Source organism: Lysinibacillus sp. UBA5990 (assembly GCF_002429815.1).
Lineage (GTDB): Bacteria > Bacillota > Bacilli > Bacillales_A > Planococcaceae > Lysinibacillus > Lysinibacillus fusiformis.
In genome coordinates, this window is the sequence record NZ_DJAY01000011.1 from 245079 (window position 1) to 262552 (window position 17474).

Sequence of the window (17474 nt, forward strand, 5' to 3'; positions counted from 1 at the left end):
TCTATAAACTATCAATATACAAATATAGTGGAATTATTACATAGAAAAAGGTTTAAGTGATAATGGACAGACATCTACCATTATTCTTTTTTTCGTTAAGGAAGATATTTATCTGTTGTTACTTCTACATTGTTTTCATTAGATACTGCATATCCACGTACCTCTTTATGATGTGAATTGTAGTAATATTCATAACGTATTGACGGAAGATCTTTATAAAAGACTATTACGTAAGTATCTCCTGTCTTGAAGTTATATTTCGCTTTCTTTGATTTAATATCTACCGTGTAATTTTGCGATTCTAAGAAATTATCAACTTCGTCAACTGTTTTCTCATGTTCTTTCCATTTTACAAAAGAATAACCAGCTATAATAAAAATTACTATTAAAAACAAAATTGTTAAAAATTTGGTTATTTTCAAAATAACACCACCTTTTGGTTATTTTTGGTATATAATGTAATTAGAATTCTAACATATGTTGAGTTCTAATTACAAATGGAAAGAGGATGATGGTACGATGTTCAAGAAGTTAGCGTTTTTCATGCTGTTTGTTTTATCATTTACTTTACTATTTAGTTTTGGTGGAGAGAAAGCAAGTGCAAGTGAAGAATTATCTAATGCACCAGATTTAAGTTATGAAACCTACGAAAAATTAGTCAATGAAGGGATACTAGGAGAAGATATCTCTTATGATTTATGGGTTTCAATTAATACGGAGTCTTCCGAGGGTGGAGCCTTTTCATCAGGAGTAGATGAACCGACGATATCTACTTTAGCGGCTTACACGTTAAAAACTGGTGATATATTAATTTCTAATGGTACTAGTTCAGCTGGGTTAACTGGACATGCAGGTATTGCAATTAGCACATCAGAAATTTTACACATTTCTGGACCAGGTGCATATCCTACCGTAGTTAGTTTAGATACTTGGGTTTCAATATACGGCAAAGGTAAGGGTGGAAACGTTAAAACGGAAGTATATAGAATTGCTTCTTCATATGATGCATCTCAAGCGGCTAACTGGGCTAGTAATAATTACAAAGGTAAAAAGTATAGCTATGGTATAACTACTACGTTACATAAATTAGATCCTACGTATTGTTCAAAAATAGTATGGCAAGCATATCTGAACGGTCCTTATTCTGCTCAAGTCTTTAATCCAGCTGGAATGATTGTTTTACCTTATAGTCTACCATCATACTTCAAGAAAGAAGCAGACATAAAACAAGTTACAACTATATAACTAAAAAAGAGACAAGCTTATAAATTGCTTGTCTCTTTCTAAATTCCTAAAAGTTGCTTTTTCTTCGCGTCAAATTCTTCTTGCGTTAATATCCCATCGTCTAATAAATCCTTTAATTCTCGAATTTCATCGGCTACATCAAACATGTCCTTTTCAACTTTACTAGTAGGAGCCGTTGACGTATTTGTCATTGCCTTTAGGTTCTCAATCCCACTTTTTATTTCAAGTGCAATATGCGCTGGCACATCGTCAATGATTGCTTTGTTTCCTGTAGATACGATTTCGATACTAGAGCAAACAAGCTTATTAGAAATGTTGATACTGCTAATTGAAGCTAAAGGAATGCTTCTTTCATCGTTTGAAACAATCCCTTTGATTTCATTTAATAAAATACGTTGGTCAGTTACATAAAGCTGTTTGATGCCTTTAACAGATGCACATACAGCAAGTAGAGTTTTACCTTGATCCGTTAAGCGATCATCAAACATTTGAATTTGTTTAGCCATTGCTTTCTTCTTACCAAAGCCAGCAAATTTAATAGTTTCTGCAATTGTATCCATGTCATGCACCCCTTACAGATATTTGTAATCTCATTTTATAGAAAATCCTGCCAATAGAACATATAAAAAGCTACTCCTTTAATTTGAGTAGCTTGTGAAAATTATTGAATTTGTTTAAGAGCTTCATTCATTTGTTCTTCATTAGATTTTACAGCTTCACTATCTATAGTATCGACACCACGATATGTATATTTCATGTTCTGGAGGTAATCGAAAGCGAAGTCTTTTATTGCCCCTTCACTACCTTTCTCAACGTAATAAGATTTAAAAATGTTTGTTAACATACGTTCATGATTATCGATTTCACTTAGGTAGTTGCCAGATTTATAGTCGTCAACAATAAATGTTGAAAATTCTTTAATTTCTGAATCAGTTGCAGTATATTCCATTAACATTTTTTCAAGTGCATAAAACTTATCAGCAGCAGTATCAGAATTTGAAGCTATTTTTGAAATTTCATCCTGCCAATTAAATACCTCAGTATTTGTATCAGCTTGTTTAGTGTTCGTATCAGTTTGTTCAGTAGTTGAAGTATTTTCTTTAGGAGCAGTTTCTTCTCCACATGCAGTTAGTAAAAGTGCTGACAAAACACCAATATAAAAAATTTTTTTCATAGTTTAAAATCCTCCCTCAATAATTCTATTGTAGGAAATTATGGGAGAATTGTACATATAAAAAACAAACAACTTATCTAGTTATCTATTAATAAGTATATACTCTATTGAGCCAAAAAAATGGATAATTTCCTATTGATAAAGAGTGTGATTCCTAGTAGAGTTAGAGCAGTAATTTAAGTTCAAAAAAACAAGGTTTAATTGTCGCAACACAAATGCTACACAATAACCCTATGAAACGTTGATATTATGCACTTTTACCCTCCGAGGGCATCATTATGGGTGAGTTACCTAATTAACTAAAAAGCTTATGCATTATTTTCTACACATTTTCTACACAATAGTTTATATAAAGTCAGTCATACTAACGTTTCGGGGGTATAGGATACTTCCTCCTGGGACGTCAATAAAAGCCTTACAGCCATAACGGTTGTAAGGCTTTTTGTTTTTATACACAAATGTGAATAGCTTTAAAATTTGCCCATATTTTGTCCGATTCAATCTTATTAAAAAGCTTATCAAAGTGAGCGATAGCTCTTTGATCTGTTTCTTCTAATAAATGACCTTGGGTATTCATTGTTGTGGTAATACTTGAATGCCCCAAACGAGCTTGAATAACTTTTGGATGCTCACCTTCATGAATTAAAAGAGTTGCTGAAGTATGGTATGGCGTAGGTCCTGAAATGATGTAAATGTATTAATTGGCTATTATGTAAGACTTAGCAACATAGGAAAAATACATTCTATAACTTTTGTTAATTTTGTAATATAATACAGGTAAAAAAGAAATGCGGGATTTTATGTCGGTTACACACAGAGATAGGTATTGGGATATTGTAAAAGGACTAGGAATAATGACAGTAGTATTAGGTCATTCAGGTCTACCTAATCCTATGATTTTATTTATTATTAATTATTTCCACTTAGCGATTTTCTTCTTTGTACCAGGATTCTTATACAGTGATAAACACTCTACGGATCCTCTAACTTACACAGGTAGGAAATTAAAAGACATTTGGTGGCCAACAATGAAATATGTTATTGTGTTTATTTTACTGCATAACGTATTTTTGAAATTGAATATTTATAGTACTGTAATAGACCAACCTATGATTTATGCTAAACAAGCATATTCAGGAAACGAACATCTTACTAAGATATTTGAAGCCTTTTTAAATTCAATGTATTCAGTTGAAATGGCAGGAGCAATGTGGTTTATTTTTCCTTTATTAGTGACGATGGTTACTTTTTGTGTCATTAGATACACATCACAATTGTTATTGTTAACTGGTATAAAAAAGGAGATTTATTCATTAATTTTCGCTGCTGTTTTGGGTGGAATTGGAGCATATCTTACACTAAATTCTCTAAAATTAGCATGGAGAGCCGATATTGCCTTTTTGGTTATGCCTGTTGTGTATGTAGGATTTTTAGCAAAGTTATATTGGAACAAAGTTCCTTTAAAATGGTATTTAGCTATAATTTCTGTTGTAATTCTTTATGTTAGTTATCGGAGAGGTTTAGAAATTAGTTATGCTGCAGGAATAATTGGCAATAGTTCCTTACTATATTATTTTGTTACTTTCGCAGGTATCTATTTGGTTTTATATGCAGCAAAATTAATTAATAATGTGAAATATTTATCTAAAATGTTTGCTTATTTAGGTGAAAAATCATTTCATATAATGGCTTTACATTTCTTAGCTTTTAAAGTGATTAACTATATTGATGTTAAATTAAACCATAAAGAGACATACATGATTGCTCAATTCCCTTCTTCTAACTGGGATTGGTGGTATTTGTATCTGGTTGCCGGATTGGTGATACCTATCGTAGGTGTTTATACTTACGGAAAACTCGAAGAACGAATTAAACTATTTTATATGAAGTTTGCAAATACTAAATTATAAATATAATATAATGGATTATTTTTTCCATATTGTTCAGTAAGCGCTACTCACAACGAGTAGCGTATTTTTATTGTGAAAGAAGGTGATGAGATGCTATCAATCACTAACTACGAAGAACCTTAACAGAGGCGTTAGTTTGTAGAGGAAAACCAGTTGTGAGGAAAAGCATCGATGGTTTATTTGAACTGACATTGGATGCCAGTGAACATGATAACCCTCATTCCTCACTGTGATAACAGAGGAAGGGGGTTATTATATTTCTGTTTGTCCTACTGATACTGGCAACACACTATTAATTATGTGTTTATTGATGATAGCACCACCGATATTCACGAGGTTTATCTTCTGATCATTTAATGTTACTGTGAATGCAGTTATATTATTTATTGGGGTTGTAGGATTAGCATTAATTTCAATAGTAAACTAACGGGCCAGATTGTTGAGGAACATTTTAGAACAATATTCAAATCTATGTAAATTAATGGACGAACAGCAGACGCAGGCATAGGCCTAGCGTTATTTTTATGCAGTAAAAAAGAGGCTCACATAGAAGGAGCCTCTCAATCACAAAGTAGGCGCAATTGGGAATGTCTTTGAATTACGAGCTGAATACTATGAAAAAGGGATGGATCGTATTAACGAAAATAAAAAAGTTTAGGATTATTGTTAGTAGAAATATTAAAAGATTAGAAGCTACAAGTAATATATGACTGTAGCTTTTTATTATGTATAAAGGAGGTGTTGTAATGGACAGTCAAACAGTAGCTTTAATAGGTATTTTATGCACAGTGTTAGGTGCTGTTATCACTGTACTTACCTATAATCGAAATCGAGATAAAGATGTGAAAAATGATGCGTCTGATTCGGCTGTAATACGAACCAAATTAGACAATATTAATGCAGGTGTCGAATCGATTAGAATTGATATTAAAGCACAGGAAATGCGTGTTACAGGGCTATCAGAGCGTGTAATTCGAGTAGAGGAATCAAGTAAACAAGCTCATAAACGTTTGGATAAAATGGAGGGAATTGCACATGAAAATTAATTGGAAAGTACGTTTAAAACATAAGCCATTCTTAGTGGGAACATTTTCATTGTTGTTGTTATTAATTCAACAAATTGGAACTTTATTTGGTTTTGATACTACAATTTATAATGATCAAGTAACCGATATTTTTAATACTGTACTAGCTTTGCTGGTTTTATTTGGAGTAGTGAGTGACCCAACAACGCCGGGTATAAATGATAGTGAAAGAGCCTTGAAATATGACAGGTCAAAGGGTGAGGTTAAATGAGCTACAAATTCAAACAAACTCTTTTACCTTCAACCAAGTATTCAATAAAGGCGCCTTTCATCATGGCACCACAATTCATTACCGTACACAATACAGCCAATGACGCGCCTGCAGTTAACGAAATTTCGTACATGATTGGTAATAACAATCAGGTTTCATATCATGTGGCTGTAGATGATAAAGAGGTTATTCAAGCAATACCTTTTAATCGAAACGCTTGGCATTGTGGGGATGGCGGAGGTAGTAGTGATCCTAACGCTTTAAAGAAAGGTAATCGCCTTTCTATTGGTATCGAAATTTGCTACAGCAAAAGTGGAGGCGTTCGTTATGGAGTTGCAGAGGAAAACGCTGTTCAATACATTGCAAAGCTTTTAAAACAGTTTGGGTGGGGCATTGAGCGAGTGAAGAAGCATCAGGATTGGAACGGTAAGTATTGCCCACACCGTATATTAACAGAGGGTCGTTGGAATAGTTTCTTGAACCGAATTAAAAAAGCTATGGAGTCAAATGAATCAGAACAACAAATAGTAGAGGATGATGATACGATGAAATTCACTAACACAACCGCCAAAGCTGCAGTACGTGATTACATTCAACAAGCAGTCGATAAAGGATTGATTGATAAATCTTGGTTGGAGAAATTCGATAATGGTACTATGACAAATGGTGATTTTGAAGGATTAAAAATCATTATTGCACAACGTAGCGCTTAACAGCACATGCCCCTTACCTTAATTGGTAATGGGCTTTTTAATAGTTAAATTTAATTTTATGACCTCAAACCAGCTTAACCCCGTTCTAAGTAAGGGACGGGGTAAAAAACATAGTTGAAATTTTAGTTTTTTTAGAGAAAATGGTAATAGAAATTCCTTTGATATCCATGTATATTTGTGGGGAAGGGAGATTGAACAAATGAAAAAATTGCTTATTTTACTACTTACATTGCTACTAAGTATTTTATTAATAGCTTGTAGCAACGGTGATGATAGTGGTAAGAAAACAGATGGTGCTGATAAAGCATCCGAAGAACCATTAAAAGTTGATAAAGGTCTTATAAATGTTGAAGTTACAATACCAGCTACATTATACGAGGGGCAAGATATAGATTCTATTATTTCTGAGGCAAAAAATAGTGGAATTAAGGAAGTTACTAAAAATGATGATGGTTCTTTAACTTATAAAATGTCAAAATCACAGCACAAAGAAATGATGAAGGATTTAAAAGAAGGAATTGTAAAAAGTGTAGAAGAGCTAAAAACTAGCGAAGATTTTGCTTCTATAAATGATGTGGCTTATAACAAATCATTTTCTGAGTTTACACTCACAGTAAATAAAGAAAAGTTTGAAGGTAGTTTCGATGCAATAGCGTCTTTTGGGCTAGCTTTAGCAGGTATGTACTACCAATTATTTAATGGTGCTGACGTGAAAGATTATAAAGTCACAATAAATTTTAAAGATGAATCAAATGGAGAAGTATTTGATACTATGGTTTATCCAGAAGCTTTAAATGAAAATGACAACAAGTAAGTTAGAGCTCCTAAAATATAGAAGGGATTTTCATGAAAAAGCTAGGGTTATTATTATTGGTAGCTTGTGGTCAAAGCGATAACAACAGTAATTCAGATAACGATCCAAAAGAATCTGATGGAAAAAGTGCTGAAGAAGAAGTTAGATCAACTGAAAATAATGAAGAAAATGAAACCGAGGTAGAGGACGTTCTGACGATTACTAAAGGTAACACATTAGTAGTTGATAATTACGCAGAAATCACAATTAACAACAATGATTTCGGTAAACAAATTTCATCACCCAATCCGAGTTCCGTGTATACATATTACCAAAATGAAGAGGAAGGGGAAGTGTATTTAGAAACTATTATATTTGTAAAAGGTTTACTAACAACAGGTCATCATCTGATGGATTTGTGGATGTGAGAATTATTTATGATGGAAAATATGAATACACAACTTTCTCAACAATAGAAGATCAAGGTGGAGCAGATTTCACATTTACCAATATTACATCGATCGAACCCCTTAAAACTGGTACACTACATTTTATTGCTTCTGTACCAGAACAAGTAGAAAAGGATGGGAAACCATTAAAAGCAATATTAACAGTAAAAGGGAAAACGTATGAACAAATAATTAGATAAATTTTAACTTATTAAGCACTCATATTTGGGTGCTTTTTATTGTATCAAAAAGAGGTGAGATCATAGCAATCACTATAACAAAAAACTAAATCAAAGATTTTTTGAGCCAGCTAGAAAAGCAATGTACAGGGCTGTTATAATGATGAACATTACCACAGCCTTCTAAGCTGTTTAATTATGCCATGCTAGACTTTTTTATTTCTAAAGCCAAGGAAAAAAAGAATAAAAAATACTCCTCTCTTTTAGTAGAAAATGGTTTGCTACAACCAAACCATTTAATGGGAGGAGCACTTTTTACTGAAATTATTAGTAGATCTCTAATAAGTTTTAAGATTTATACGGATAGCAAATTTCGCGGTCTTACCAAACAAACCCCACTGGCCAATATGGCATTTTATAGAGACCGGAAATATTATTCCGTTGCGCTACCTCATCAATCATGTCCATTGTATGCTCATAAGTATCTTCGTTTATTTTCTCGACTGACTCTGGAATACGAATATAGCCCGATAGCAATTCACCAATATGATAAGCATGTTGAAAAACAGCTGCTTCTCCAACAGGTTTGTAATCAGGTATAAAATGAGGCATAACGATGGTATGATCCAAGTTCACATCTTGTAGGGCACCAACGTTCATTGAAAAACCAACACCAGACTTATAAATACCAACGACTTGAAAATCCATTACTTCAGAAATTAATTCCAAGGAAAATATATCGCCAATTTTATAAATATCCTTATACGCATTTCCCAACACAACACTAATGGGTTTGTTTGGTGCCTCAAGTGTAAAATCAGACTTTTTAAGGTTTCTACCTACATCAATACTATTATCGAAGTGATTAAAAGTGTCTTCACCTAATAAAATCGTTTTTAAAGGTGTTGTCAAAAACTCATTACCTTCCTGATCAAGCGAAACAACATTAACTGGGTTAGAAATAACCTTATCGTTGCCAGCAGCTTGATACTCTTCATATCCATCCACAAAACTTGTTTCGCCCTCATAATTTCCTCTATAAACTAAGGGATATTCATTTACAAGAACATAATTAAAAGCTGTTTTCATTTCATCATACATAGCCTTTACTTCTTCAATCGGCACAGATTTGATGCCATCTGAAAGTTCTTCAAAAGCAAAAACGGTTTTATAGTACGGTTCAAATTCAGGTATATCGGAGATGTAATCTATGTAATCCTCGTAACCGTCAAACGACTCTGGCTTTGGTTCCGTTGTTTGTGATTTTTCTGGTTCAACGGTTTCGGTTTGAGGTTGCTGTACATCTGGTACACTTACATCATCTGTTGCACTACATGCAGTCAGCACGACGAGAAACATAATTCCGACAATTGTATAAATAAGCCTTATAAAGCGTAACAATAAGTTTTTTATCTTCATTACCAATTATAGAAAATGCGAGGTGTAGCATTTGGAACAAGGCCAGTAGCTAGAAAAGAAGTTGCATTTGCTCTAATCCCACTATTCAATTGATTATTACCAGTAGTGTTCAGTCGACCATTTGACCAAACTTCTGCACGTGCAGTGAATCTTGGCGCAGTTGCATCTACCCAGCCAGATGAAAAATGGTCACCGCCATGTCCATGTGAAGAATCAACATACAATCGAACATCACTGCCCGTAACTTTATAAGAACTTCTCGTGATACTCATACTTTTGTTGTCAGATGTTACATTACCACTTCCACCACCTGCAGACTTATCCATTATAAACACTTTACCATCCATAGTAATTGATTCTGGTAATTCTACTGGAGTAATTGGCTCTGACAATTCTGTGGCAAATGCCGGAATGCTAGAAAACATAATTCCAGCAACTACCACGATAGGGGCTATCTTGCTTATAAATTTTTTCTTCTTCATACGAATCATCCTTTCTTTTTTCACACTTTGATTTTTTGCTTATAAAACCTACAACCTTTAAAACTATAAAACCTAATTAAACAATAACGTATATGTAAATATAAGTAAAATAAACATAATATTTCAATTGTATTATAATTTATAAATCTAACCTAAATAAACACAGTAGTTTTAATAGAAACTGAAGTAAAAAAATATAAAATTGGTAATTTTTTTGAAGTATTCGTTGTTATAAATAGTAAGGAACTTATTCAAAACTGAACTGGTGGAATCGGAAGTAATTACATACACTTCTTCCTATACTTGTTGTCGAAAGAAATGGTTACTTATTTTTAGTTTTTTAGGAGGTTTTTAATGAATATAACAATCTGGAATTCAGGAGATTGAGGCCAGTTTATAAAACCTAAACAGGCGGGTTCTCCGTTGGAGTATTCGGCCCAAGAGGTGACCAATTATAAAATAATATATAAAATGAATGTTATCGAATAAAAGTATGTTCATTAAAAATGGGTGAACTTAACGGAAATAGAAAAGATAAAATCACTACTTAAAATATCCGGTAAATGCTAGTTAAAAAACTAACATTTACCGGATATTTTTATGACAACATTTGTGTTAATTAGTAATGATTATACGAATTGTCTATTGCGATACCTAACAACTTGACAGAAGTCTAAATGGGGAGTACTATACATTGGTCGCGAAAAAAGCTATCGTGACGTAACATTATTTTAAATTTAATGGAATACTTATAATCTTAATTAATATACATCAAGATTTACATTCAATAAGTAAAAGGTAGGTGCAAGAAATGAGAAATTTATTAAGTAAAAAAGACGACCTATTGAACAACTTTTTTGGAATATATGTAGTAGCTGTTTTAATGTTATGGATTAAAACATATATCTCTCAACAAACACAATTTGACCTAGGCGTAGAAGGAGTTATTCAACAGTTCCTTTTACTATTAAATCCACTTGGTTCAGCAATGCTATTTCTAGGATTTTCATTTATCTTTAGAGGAAAACGAAAATATACATCACTTGTAGTAGTGTACACACTGATGTCTATTCTTTTGTATGCTAATATTGTTTATTACCGATTTTTTAGTGATTTCATTACATTGCCAACACTTTCTCAAACGCAGAACTTTGGTGATTTAGGTGGTAGTGTTCTTTCTTTATTAAAACCATATGATATCTTGTTCTTTGTTGATGTATTCGTAATGTTCTACCTACGATTCTCAAAAAGAATTCAAAAAGATACTAATCGTTTTGGCTACAAAAAGGCAATGGCGATTATTACATGTGCATTAGCAATTTCAATCCTTAATTTAGGGTTAGCTGAGGCTAATCGTCCGCAGCTATTAACAAGAGGTTTTGATAGAAACTATATTGTGAAATATTTAGGAATGTATAACTATACGATTTATGATTCAGTAGAAACGATGAAAGCATCTTCACAAAGAGCTTTGGCGGATAGTAGTGATATTACAGAAGTGATTAACTATACTAAATCTAACTATGCAAAGCCTAATGCTAACTATTTTGGTAAAGCAAAAGGAATGAACGTTATCTATTTACATTTAGAATCATTCCAAAACTTTCTTATCGACTATAAATTAAACGGTGAAGAAGTTACACCATTTTTAAATTCATTAGCAAAAGATAAAAATACATTGTATTTTGATAATTTCTTCCATCAAACTGGACAAGGTAAAACGTCCGATGCAGAATTTATGCTAGAAAATTCTTTATTTGGGCTACCACAAGGTTCTGCTTATATTACAAAAGCCCAAAATACGTACCAGGCAGCTCCTAGTATTTTAAAAGATTATGGTTATACATCGGCTGTATTCCATGGTAATAACGGTAGCTTCTGGAACAGAAATGTGATTTATAAATCCTTTGGTTTTGATAAGTTCTATGATGCTAGTTATTATAATACGGGCACTTCAGGTGACATGGCTGAATATGGATTATTAGATAAACCGTTCTTTGAACAATCGCAAAGTCTTTTAAGTTCTTTACCACAACCGTTTTATACAAAATTAATTACGGTTGGGAATCACTATCCATATAAAATGAATCAAGACTTAGTAACAATCGATAAAGCAAATACTGGCGATGCAAGTGTTGATAATTATTTCCAAACTGCTCGTTATGCAGATGAAGCAATCGAACAAGTTTTCCATCAATTAAAAGAATCCGGTTTATATGATCATTCGATGATTGTTCTTTATGGCGACCATTATGGTATTTCAGATAATCATAACGCTGCAATGAGCCAAGTAATTGGAAAAGATATTACACCATATGAAAGTGCTAATTTACAACGCGTTCCATTATTTATACATGTTCCGGGTATGGAGGGTGGTACTAACCATACGTATGGTGGGCAAACAGACCTTCTTCCAACGTTATTACATTTACTTGGAATTGATTCGCAACAATTTGTTCAATTTGGATCTGACCTATTGTCAGAAGAGCATCATGAAATTGTGCCATTTAGAAATGGCGATTTTGTCAGCCCTAAAATCTATTCAGTTAATGAAAAATTTTATGATAATGAAACAGGTTTACCACTAGATGATAGTCAATTAGAATCTGCGAGAACAATTAAGAATGAAGTAGATCTTAAATTGCAACTATCTGATAAAGTCGTGAATGGTGACTTATTGAGATTCTATAAGCCAACAGGCTATACGCCAGTTGATCCTTCTCAATTTAATTACTCCAAAGAAGACGATGTAGAATCGCATTAATGGTTATCCTTTGCTAGGCAGGTTAAGAAAATGAGTAAGGTATCTAGGAGAGTAGGTTTGAGTGCTCGGATGATATCTTACCGTTAGCTTGACCTGTTTTTTTATGCCTGATGATTCAGCATTTGGCAAAATAAATAAGTTAAACCTTACAGCTATAAGATTGTAAGGCTGTTTATCTTTTTCCGGAAAGATGCTGTGATTTAATGAAACTAACGAGTATTAGCAGTAATTGTGAGAAAATGGAGGAAAACTATCCATATATGAAGAAGTAGTAAAGGGCTATTATATTTTTTTCAAGAGGGGGGATTCTTTTGCAATTATTGTTTAAATATAATTGGATGGTAAGAGAAGATTGGTTCCGTTGGTGTGAAGAGTTGAGTGAAGAAGAACTTTTAGAAAATAGAACAGGTGGTATGGGAAATATACTACATACACTCTTCCATATAGTGGATGTAGAGTGGAGTTGGATACGCGTTTTACAAGGTAAAGAGGATTTTCAGGAGAATTTTGATGACTATAAAAGCCTTGAAAAAGTTCGGAAATTAACAGCTGAATTTCATTTAGAAGTAGAAAGTTTTGTAAACAAATGGGATGCTAGTATGGAAGAGCGTTTACTTCATCTTCCATTAGAGGATGGAACAATTGAGACGCATACATGGGGTGAAATCATTCGCCATACTATTGCACATGAAATTCACCATATAGGACAATTATCAATTTGGGCTAGGGAGATTGGGAGAAAGCCAGTTTCTGCAAACTTAATTAGACGAGGTCTTTCTTCAGCATTCGTGGATTCGGTAGATGCACTTCAAGCAGACACAAAATAAAAAGCCACTCAGATGAGAGGCAATTTGTCTTTGAATGGTTGAATAGACCCGTGATAAACCTCTCTCTTTAGGGTGAGGTTTATTTTTATGCAATTTGTTCCGTTTTCTTTACATAATCGGTGCCAAAATATGATCTAATAAATACTATCTTTTCATCTTACGAATATATGCTAATTGTCCAATATGGTAGGCATTATGAGTGGCGGCATTAGAAATGATAGCCCACCATTCGGCCTTCACTGGATAACCATTTACAACAGATAGTAGTTGCTCCTCTTCAAGAAGTTCCTGCCACTGAAGTAGCGTTTTTAACAATTTATCCTTTAGCTCCAAGAAAGTGACCTCATCTCTAAGAAGAAAGGTATCATCATTGCTTTTGACTTGTGGACTGGCTTGGACATGATTTTCCTTGTATCTGATTTGCCAAGTTTCATTCCAATAAATGAGATGTTGGACAATTTCAGCGATACTATGACTGGATTCACCGGGTTTCCAAAATGCTTCTTCCTCAGATAGTCCTTCAACTACTTCATGAAATGACATATACCAGCTACGATCATTTGCATTTGCTAGAAGTTGATCTAATAAAATAGTCTTAGCATCCATCATTCACGTTCCATCTCCTTCCTAGTATACTTCTTACTAGTTTATCATGTTAATGACTGGCCTGAAAACAATACATAAATACGAGCTATATCTGTACAAAACATTCGCATAAAAGACTTTTGCTTACGATGAGCAAATTGATATAATAAAGAATTGTACCTATGACACAGCTTGAAAAGAGATTGGAGGAATAAGGTGAAGAAAGAGCAAATTATAGCAAAAGCTATTTGTGTATTTAGAAAAGAAGATGTAATACTTGTCTGTGAAGGCTTTGATGAAGTAAAGGGGACATTTTATTATCGACCAATAGGCGGAAAAATTGAATTTGGTGAGACGAGTTCGAAAGCGGTGAGGCGAGAAATATTGGAAGAAATCAAAGCGAGTATTACTAACTTAAAGCATGTAGGTACAATCGAAAATATATTTACATATAATGGTGATAATAGGCATGAAATAGTGTTTGTCTATGAAGCGGAATTTATTGAAATGTCCTTTTATGAAAAAGCTTCTTTTTGGGGGCAAGAAGATAATGGCATACGCTTCAAATTGCTGTGGAAGCCCATTAGTGACTTCTCAAATAATAAATGTACATTAGTTCCGGATGGATTATTTGAATTGCTCTAGCTTTTACGTAATGGCTTGTGTAAGTATCGGATGATTGCTAAGCTTAATGGGGTGAGAACTTGAGTAAAACTAGGCTTTTTGTGATGTTCTTATTATTTGCATTTGTAGGTTTGCTTGTAGCCGGTATTTATTCTATTAATAATGTGCAAGTTGAAAGCACCTATCTACTTGAAGAACAAAATATTATCGAAAAGAACGGCCAATATTATTTGTTAATTGATGACCGAGAGTTGACTTTATCAAAGAACCTTTACGAAAAAATACAATTAGAAAAGTACAATGAATATAAAATTAATTATGTCTACAATCGTTTGATCAATAATGATGGTGATGTCGTGAAGCTTAAAAGATATGGTGAACAGCCATGGGGGAAATAACAAGCGCTATGAATGTTCAGCATTAATTTTCATTGGTCATGGTTCACGACATTAAGATACATCTGCAATTAATTTGCCTACACCTCTTAACAACCAAAAAACTAATCTGAATGGGAATAAAAACAGTTCTGGTATCCAAAAAAGCACATCTAGAAATAATTCAAATAAGGAGTAATTCTTCTTTTCTTTGCTTTTTCTCTTTTTTCTTCTCTTACTTTGCCACCATTCATTCATTCATAAAACAAACCCTGTTTCCCAAAATTCAGTCGAATCATATAACTTTTATTAAATAATTTTACGTTCCAGATTTGATTTAGTTTCATTTTTTGTAGCGTTTCATTTTTTTATAATAGCCAGTTACTCACTATTATTCGAGTAACTGGCTATTTATTTAATCCATGTGGTTAAGGAGATTATAATGGTATATAGAGTTTAATAATATGATCATGATTGTTCATAGCTGCTAGATCATCCCATTGTTCGATATCAAATGGTCGCGGGGTTACATAGTTATTGTCTTCTAACCACTCATTCATAGCCATATAGGTACTATCGATACCTTCCTCAGGTCCTTGGTGCTTAAATACTAAAAATTCACCGTTAGGAATGGTATGTGTAATCATATCGTTTGGTACAAATGAAAAATCACTTACTCCCACTGCTACAATATGTGTATAAGGAGTGTCAGGTGTCCATTCTTCTTCATCATATACTTGGATAAGAAAAATGCTATCCTCGATCCTATTTTTTATGTAAGGAATTTGAATTAAAACTTGTTCTCGTAGATTTTTTACAATGTTAAAATGAATGTCCTCGTTTAGACTGGCCTTAGTAGAAAATCCTATGAAATTCATCTTTTGTTTATGGACCTTTTCAACATCTATTAATAACATTTGCTCACTAACCTTTCTGTTTTAGAATAACTTAGCATAATATTGTTGGTACATAATCAAAAAGGTTCGTGGCATCCTGATTATCTACATACTCTCAAACATTTCATAGACAATTAATCTTGCACTTTTCTTTTTGTCATAATGAGTATAATCCCCCATGTTAAATATAGAATACAAGCCATTATAAGGCTATACAATAATACCGATATAGAGGTTGGTGCCCACACCTTAATAAAGGTCCAATTTAAACCGCCAAGTAATACTTCTGGTGCCATAAAAATTGCTGTTATCAGTATGGCAACAAGTAATGAATGGGAAACTAATAGAATTATTCTCTTGTAAGTTAGCTTAGTCAATTGGCGTCTTTTTTTATAAATGTTTGTGGCAGTTTTGATTAAAAGATAGCAAAGGATTAGACAGATTCCTATTATCATGATACTTATTATCGTGACGATTTTATCAAGCTTCTGATAGCTATTAGCATGTTGGGGAGCCGTCGTTTTACCTTCCCACAAATCCATGATTCCTTGGCCGATAGCAGTTGTCGAGCTTGTATTCATATTGGCTAAGATTGCAACCCCTATTTGCTCATCAGGCTGCATAATGAAATACGATGTAAAAGTCGGATTTTCTCCAGCATGATAAATGTATGGCTTGTTATCATTTTTAACCAGTGCCCAACCGGTAGCATAATAAGTATTTGTATCAAAAGGCTCTACAGAGTGGTCAGGGATATGTGATTCTTTAATGGTGTTAGCATCAATTGAATAAATTTCACTATTGCCCAACTGTAATTTCAACCATTTTGCAATATCATTTGCGTTACTGATCACATAGCCAGCGGGGATATTTCCACGGTAGATAGGGGGTGTAAAAGGTTGCTCTTTCATAAGCCCTATTTTATAACCCAATGCCATATGAGGGGATTCTACTTGATGAATTCCTACAAACGATTCATACATACCAATAGGTTCTAAAATCTTTTGTTTGACGTATTGATCATATGGTAGTTTGGATACTTGTTCAATGATTAGTCCTAACACATCATAATTAATCGTTGCATACTCAAAAGAGCTTCCTGGTTTTCGATTTAATGTTTGATTTAGTAATGTTTTGACCGTTTGTTCAAGGGCATTTTTGGCTGTGCTTTCGGGAATTTTAACAATGGAATTAGAAGGAATCCCACTTGTATGCGACAGTAACTGCTGAATTGTTATAACTTCCTTTTTTCCATTATAGGTTAATGTTAACCATGGGATATATTTTTGAATATCATCTGAACGTTTCAGTACTCCCTTTTTTTCCAATTGAAGAATGGCAAGGCCAGTAAAGGCTTTAGATGTGGAGCCTAGCTCAAAAAGAGTATCTGAAGTAACGGGTGTCTTTGACTTCGTATCTGCATACCCAAAGCCTTGTTGATATACGGTTACCCCCTTATCAACAATAATTACTGAAAGGCCAGGGATTTTACTAAGGGCTTGTTGTTCCTCAATAAAGTGTTCAATTTTACGGATTTTGTCATCGGATATTGCGTGTGCGAATTGTGGTAGCATCGTACAAAATACTAGCATTACAGCAATCACAACAGATTTTTTAATAAATAGTGTCATGCTCATTTCTCCTTAACATATAAATTGCTTGTTACAACAAGGATTACTATAACAAGCAATTTATGGTCAAACTATCGATTAACATGACTATTCCATGGAGTACATGACAATTT

Annotated in this window: 20 protein-coding genes; 12 read left to right on the forward strand and 8 right to left on the reverse strand. The window is 33.4% G+C overall.

Translation table 11 applies throughout. The features are described from left to right. Nucleotides 1-95: 95 nt before the first annotated feature. Nucleotides 96-422 carry a DUF3139 domain-containing protein gene (locus tag B3D94_RS08665; RefSeq protein ID WP_069482262.1) on the reverse strand — a complete coding sequence of 109 codons (327 nt, stop codon included), beginning with the start codon at nucleotides 420-422 and terminating at the stop codon, nucleotides 96-98. Nucleotides 423-519: 97 nt separating this feature from the next. On the opposite strand from B3D94_RS08665, the gene B3D94_RS08670 reads away from it, so the two are divergent. Next, on the forward strand, nucleotides 520-1245 hold the full coding sequence (locus B3D94_RS08670; RefSeq protein ID WP_069482261.1) for a hypothetical protein: 726 nt from the start codon (nucleotides 520-522) through the stop codon (nucleotides 1243-1245). 38 nt (nucleotides 1246-1283) lie between these two features. Here the strand turns inward: B3D94_RS08670 and B3D94_RS08675 are convergent, their stop codons facing one another. Together B3D94_RS08675 and B3D94_RS08680 are read right to left on the reverse strand one after the other, a co-directional pair. Beyond that, nucleotides 1284-1805: an SHOCT domain-containing protein gene (locus tag B3D94_RS08675; protein ID WP_291756702.1), complete on the reverse strand. Its 522-nt coding sequence runs from the start codon at nucleotides 1803-1805 to the stop codon at nucleotides 1284-1286. A 101-nt stretch (nucleotides 1806-1906) separates the two neighbouring features. Then, nucleotides 1907-2419, reverse strand: coding sequence for a hypothetical protein (locus tag B3D94_RS08680; RefSeq protein ID WP_291756705.1), 513 nt, complete (start codon nucleotides 2417-2419; stop codon nucleotides 1907-1909). Between the two features lie 800 nt (nucleotides 2420-3219). On the opposite strand from B3D94_RS08680, the gene B3D94_RS08685 reads away from it, so the two are divergent. From B3D94_RS08685 to B3D94_RS08715, 7 genes are all read left to right on the forward strand, one after another. Continuing rightward, the gene (locus B3D94_RS08685) at nucleotides 3220-4329 is read left to right on the forward strand and encodes an acyltransferase family protein (protein ID WP_349679799.1); all 1110 of its coding nucleotides are present in this window, start codon (nucleotides 3220-3222) and stop codon (nucleotides 4327-4329) included. 746 nt (nucleotides 4330-5075) lie between these two features. Beyond that, complete coding sequence (locus B3D94_RS08690) at nucleotides 5076-5375, forward strand: hypothetical protein (RefSeq protein ID WP_193832725.1); 300 nt, start codon at nucleotides 5076-5078, stop codon at nucleotides 5373-5375. Then, nucleotides 5365-5625, forward strand: coding sequence for a phage holin (locus B3D94_RS08695; protein WP_069482256.1), 261 nt, complete (start codon nucleotides 5365-5367; stop codon nucleotides 5623-5625). Before B3D94_RS08690 ends, B3D94_RS08695 begins: the two co-directional genes overlap by 11 nt. Further along, nucleotides 5622-6338 carry a peptidoglycan recognition protein family protein gene (locus tag B3D94_RS08700; protein ID WP_069482255.1) on the forward strand — a complete coding sequence of 239 codons (717 nt, stop codon included), beginning with the start codon at nucleotides 5622-5624 and terminating at the stop codon, nucleotides 6336-6338. The genes B3D94_RS08695 and B3D94_RS08700 overlap by 4 nt, the downstream gene beginning before the upstream one ends. 199 nt (nucleotides 6339-6537) lie before the next feature. Then, nucleotides 6538-7152 carry a hypothetical protein gene (locus tag B3D94_RS08705; protein WP_291756712.1) on the forward strand — a complete coding sequence of 205 codons (615 nt, stop codon included), beginning with the start codon at nucleotides 6538-6540 and terminating at the stop codon, nucleotides 7150-7152. A 32-nt stretch (nucleotides 7153-7184) separates the two neighbouring features. Beyond that, nucleotides 7185-7559 (forward strand): hypothetical protein, encoded by a 375-nt coding sequence (locus tag B3D94_RS08710; RefSeq protein WP_291756714.1) that lies wholly within the window; start codon nucleotides 7185-7187, stop codon nucleotides 7557-7559. Further along, nucleotides 7556-7780, forward strand: coding sequence for a hypothetical protein (locus B3D94_RS08715; RefSeq protein ID WP_069482253.1), 225 nt, complete (start codon nucleotides 7556-7558; stop codon nucleotides 7778-7780). The genes B3D94_RS08710 and B3D94_RS08715 overlap by 4 nt, the downstream gene beginning before the upstream one ends. A gap of 360 nt (nucleotides 7781-8140) precedes the next feature. Here the strand turns inward: B3D94_RS08715 and B3D94_RS08720 are convergent, their stop codons facing one another. Both B3D94_RS08720 and B3D94_RS08725 read right to left on the reverse strand, forming a co-directional pair. Continuing rightward, nucleotides 8141-9160, reverse strand: a complete 1020-nt coding sequence (locus tag B3D94_RS08720; RefSeq protein WP_291756717.1) for a hypothetical protein — start codon at nucleotides 9158-9160, stop codon at nucleotides 8141-8143. Nucleotides 9161-9177: 17 nt separating this feature from the next. Next, nucleotides 9178-9669: a hypothetical protein gene (locus tag B3D94_RS08725; protein ID WP_291756720.1), complete on the reverse strand. Its 492-nt coding sequence runs from the start codon at nucleotides 9667-9669 to the stop codon at nucleotides 9178-9180. An 802-nt stretch (nucleotides 9670-10471) separates the two neighbouring features. On the opposite strand from B3D94_RS08725, the gene B3D94_RS08730 reads away from it, so the two are divergent. Both B3D94_RS08730 and B3D94_RS08735 read left to right on the forward strand, forming a co-directional pair. After that, the gene (locus B3D94_RS08730) at nucleotides 10472-12424 is read left to right on the forward strand and encodes an LTA synthase family protein (protein ID WP_069482250.1); all 1953 of its coding nucleotides are present in this window, start codon (nucleotides 10472-10474) and stop codon (nucleotides 12422-12424) included. A gap of 311 nt (nucleotides 12425-12735) precedes the next feature. Then, nucleotides 12736-13251, forward strand: coding sequence for a DinB family protein (locus B3D94_RS08735; protein WP_069482249.1), 516 nt, complete (start codon nucleotides 12736-12738; stop codon nucleotides 13249-13251). Nucleotides 13252-13395: 144 nt separating this feature from the next. Here B3D94_RS08735 and B3D94_RS08740 read toward each other — a convergent pair whose 3' ends face one another. Further along, nucleotides 13396-13860, reverse strand: coding sequence for a DinB family protein (locus tag B3D94_RS08740; protein WP_291756723.1), 465 nt, complete (start codon nucleotides 13858-13860; stop codon nucleotides 13396-13398). 192 nt (nucleotides 13861-14052) lie between these two features. On the opposite strand from B3D94_RS08740, the gene B3D94_RS08745 reads away from it, so the two are divergent. Both B3D94_RS08745 and B3D94_RS08750 read left to right on the forward strand, forming a co-directional pair. Continuing rightward, nucleotides 14053-14481 carry an NUDIX hydrolase gene (locus B3D94_RS08745; protein WP_069482247.1) on the forward strand — a complete coding sequence of 143 codons (429 nt, stop codon included), beginning with the start codon at nucleotides 14053-14055 and terminating at the stop codon, nucleotides 14479-14481. 59 nt (nucleotides 14482-14540) lie between these two features. Then, the gene (locus B3D94_RS08750; protein WP_069482246.1) at nucleotides 14541-14858 is read left to right on the forward strand and encodes a hypothetical protein; all 318 of its coding nucleotides are present in this window, start codon (nucleotides 14541-14543) and stop codon (nucleotides 14856-14858) included. Between the two features lie 413 nt (nucleotides 14859-15271). On the opposite strand, the gene B3D94_RS08755 is transcribed toward B3D94_RS08750, so the two are convergent. Together B3D94_RS08755 and B3D94_RS08760 are read right to left on the reverse strand one after the other, a co-directional pair. Continuing rightward, nucleotides 15272-15751, reverse strand: coding sequence for a GyrI-like domain-containing protein (locus B3D94_RS08755; RefSeq protein ID WP_291756726.1), 480 nt, complete (start codon nucleotides 15749-15751; stop codon nucleotides 15272-15274). Between the two features lie 113 nt (nucleotides 15752-15864). Further along, nucleotides 15865-17361, reverse strand: coding sequence for a serine hydrolase domain-containing protein (locus B3D94_RS08760; protein ID WP_069482243.1), 1497 nt, complete (start codon nucleotides 17359-17361; stop codon nucleotides 15865-15867). Nucleotides 17362-17474: the final 113 nt, after the last annotated feature.

Coding starts and splice junctions, on each gene's coding strand:
- B3D94_RS08710 (WP_291756714.1), top strand. CDS start 7,185: ATGAAAAAGCTAGGGTTATTATTATTGGTAGCTTGTGGTCAAAGCGAT.
- B3D94_RS08730 (WP_069482250.1), top strand. CDS start 10,472: ATGAGAAATTTATTAAGTAAAAAAGACGACCTATTGAACAACTTTTTT.
- B3D94_RS08755 (WP_291756726.1), bottom strand. CDS start 15,751: ATGTTATTAATAGATGTTGAAAAGGTCCATAAACAAAAGATGAATTTC.
- B3D94_RS08680 (WP_291756705.1), bottom strand. CDS start 2,419: ATGAAAAAAATTTTTTATATTGGTGTTTTGTCAGCACTTTTACTAACT.
- B3D94_RS08700 (WP_069482255.1), top strand. CDS start 5,622: ATGAGCTACAAATTCAAACAAACTCTTTTACCTTCAACCAAGTATTCA.
- B3D94_RS08675 (WP_291756702.1), bottom strand. CDS start 1,805: ATGGATACAATTGCAGAAACTATTAAATTTGCTGGCTTTGGTAAGAAG.
- B3D94_RS08690 (WP_193832725.1), top strand. CDS start 5,076: ATGGACAGTCAAACAGTAGCTTTAATAGGTATTTTATGCACAGTGTTA.
- B3D94_RS08725 (WP_291756720.1), bottom strand. CDS start 9,669: ATGATTCGTATGAAGAAGAAAAAATTTATAAGCAAGATAGCCCCTATC.
- B3D94_RS08760 (WP_069482243.1), bottom strand. CDS start 17,361: ATGACACTATTTATTAAAAAATCTGTTGTGATTGCTGTAATGCTAGTA.
- B3D94_RS08740 (WP_291756723.1), bottom strand. CDS start 13,860: ATGATGGATGCTAAGACTATTTTATTAGATCAACTTCTAGCAAATGCA.
- B3D94_RS08685 (WP_349679799.1), top strand. CDS start 3,220: ATGTCGGTTACACACAGAGATAGGTATTGGGATATTGTAAAAGGACTA.
- B3D94_RS08705 (WP_291756712.1), top strand. CDS start 6,538: ATGAAAAAATTGCTTATTTTACTACTTACATTGCTACTAAGTATTTTA.
- B3D94_RS08695 (WP_069482256.1), top strand. CDS start 5,365: ATGAAAATTAATTGGAAAGTACGTTTAAAACATAAGCCATTCTTAGTG.
- B3D94_RS08670 (WP_069482261.1), top strand. CDS start 520: ATGTTCAAGAAGTTAGCGTTTTTCATGCTGTTTGTTTTATCATTTACT.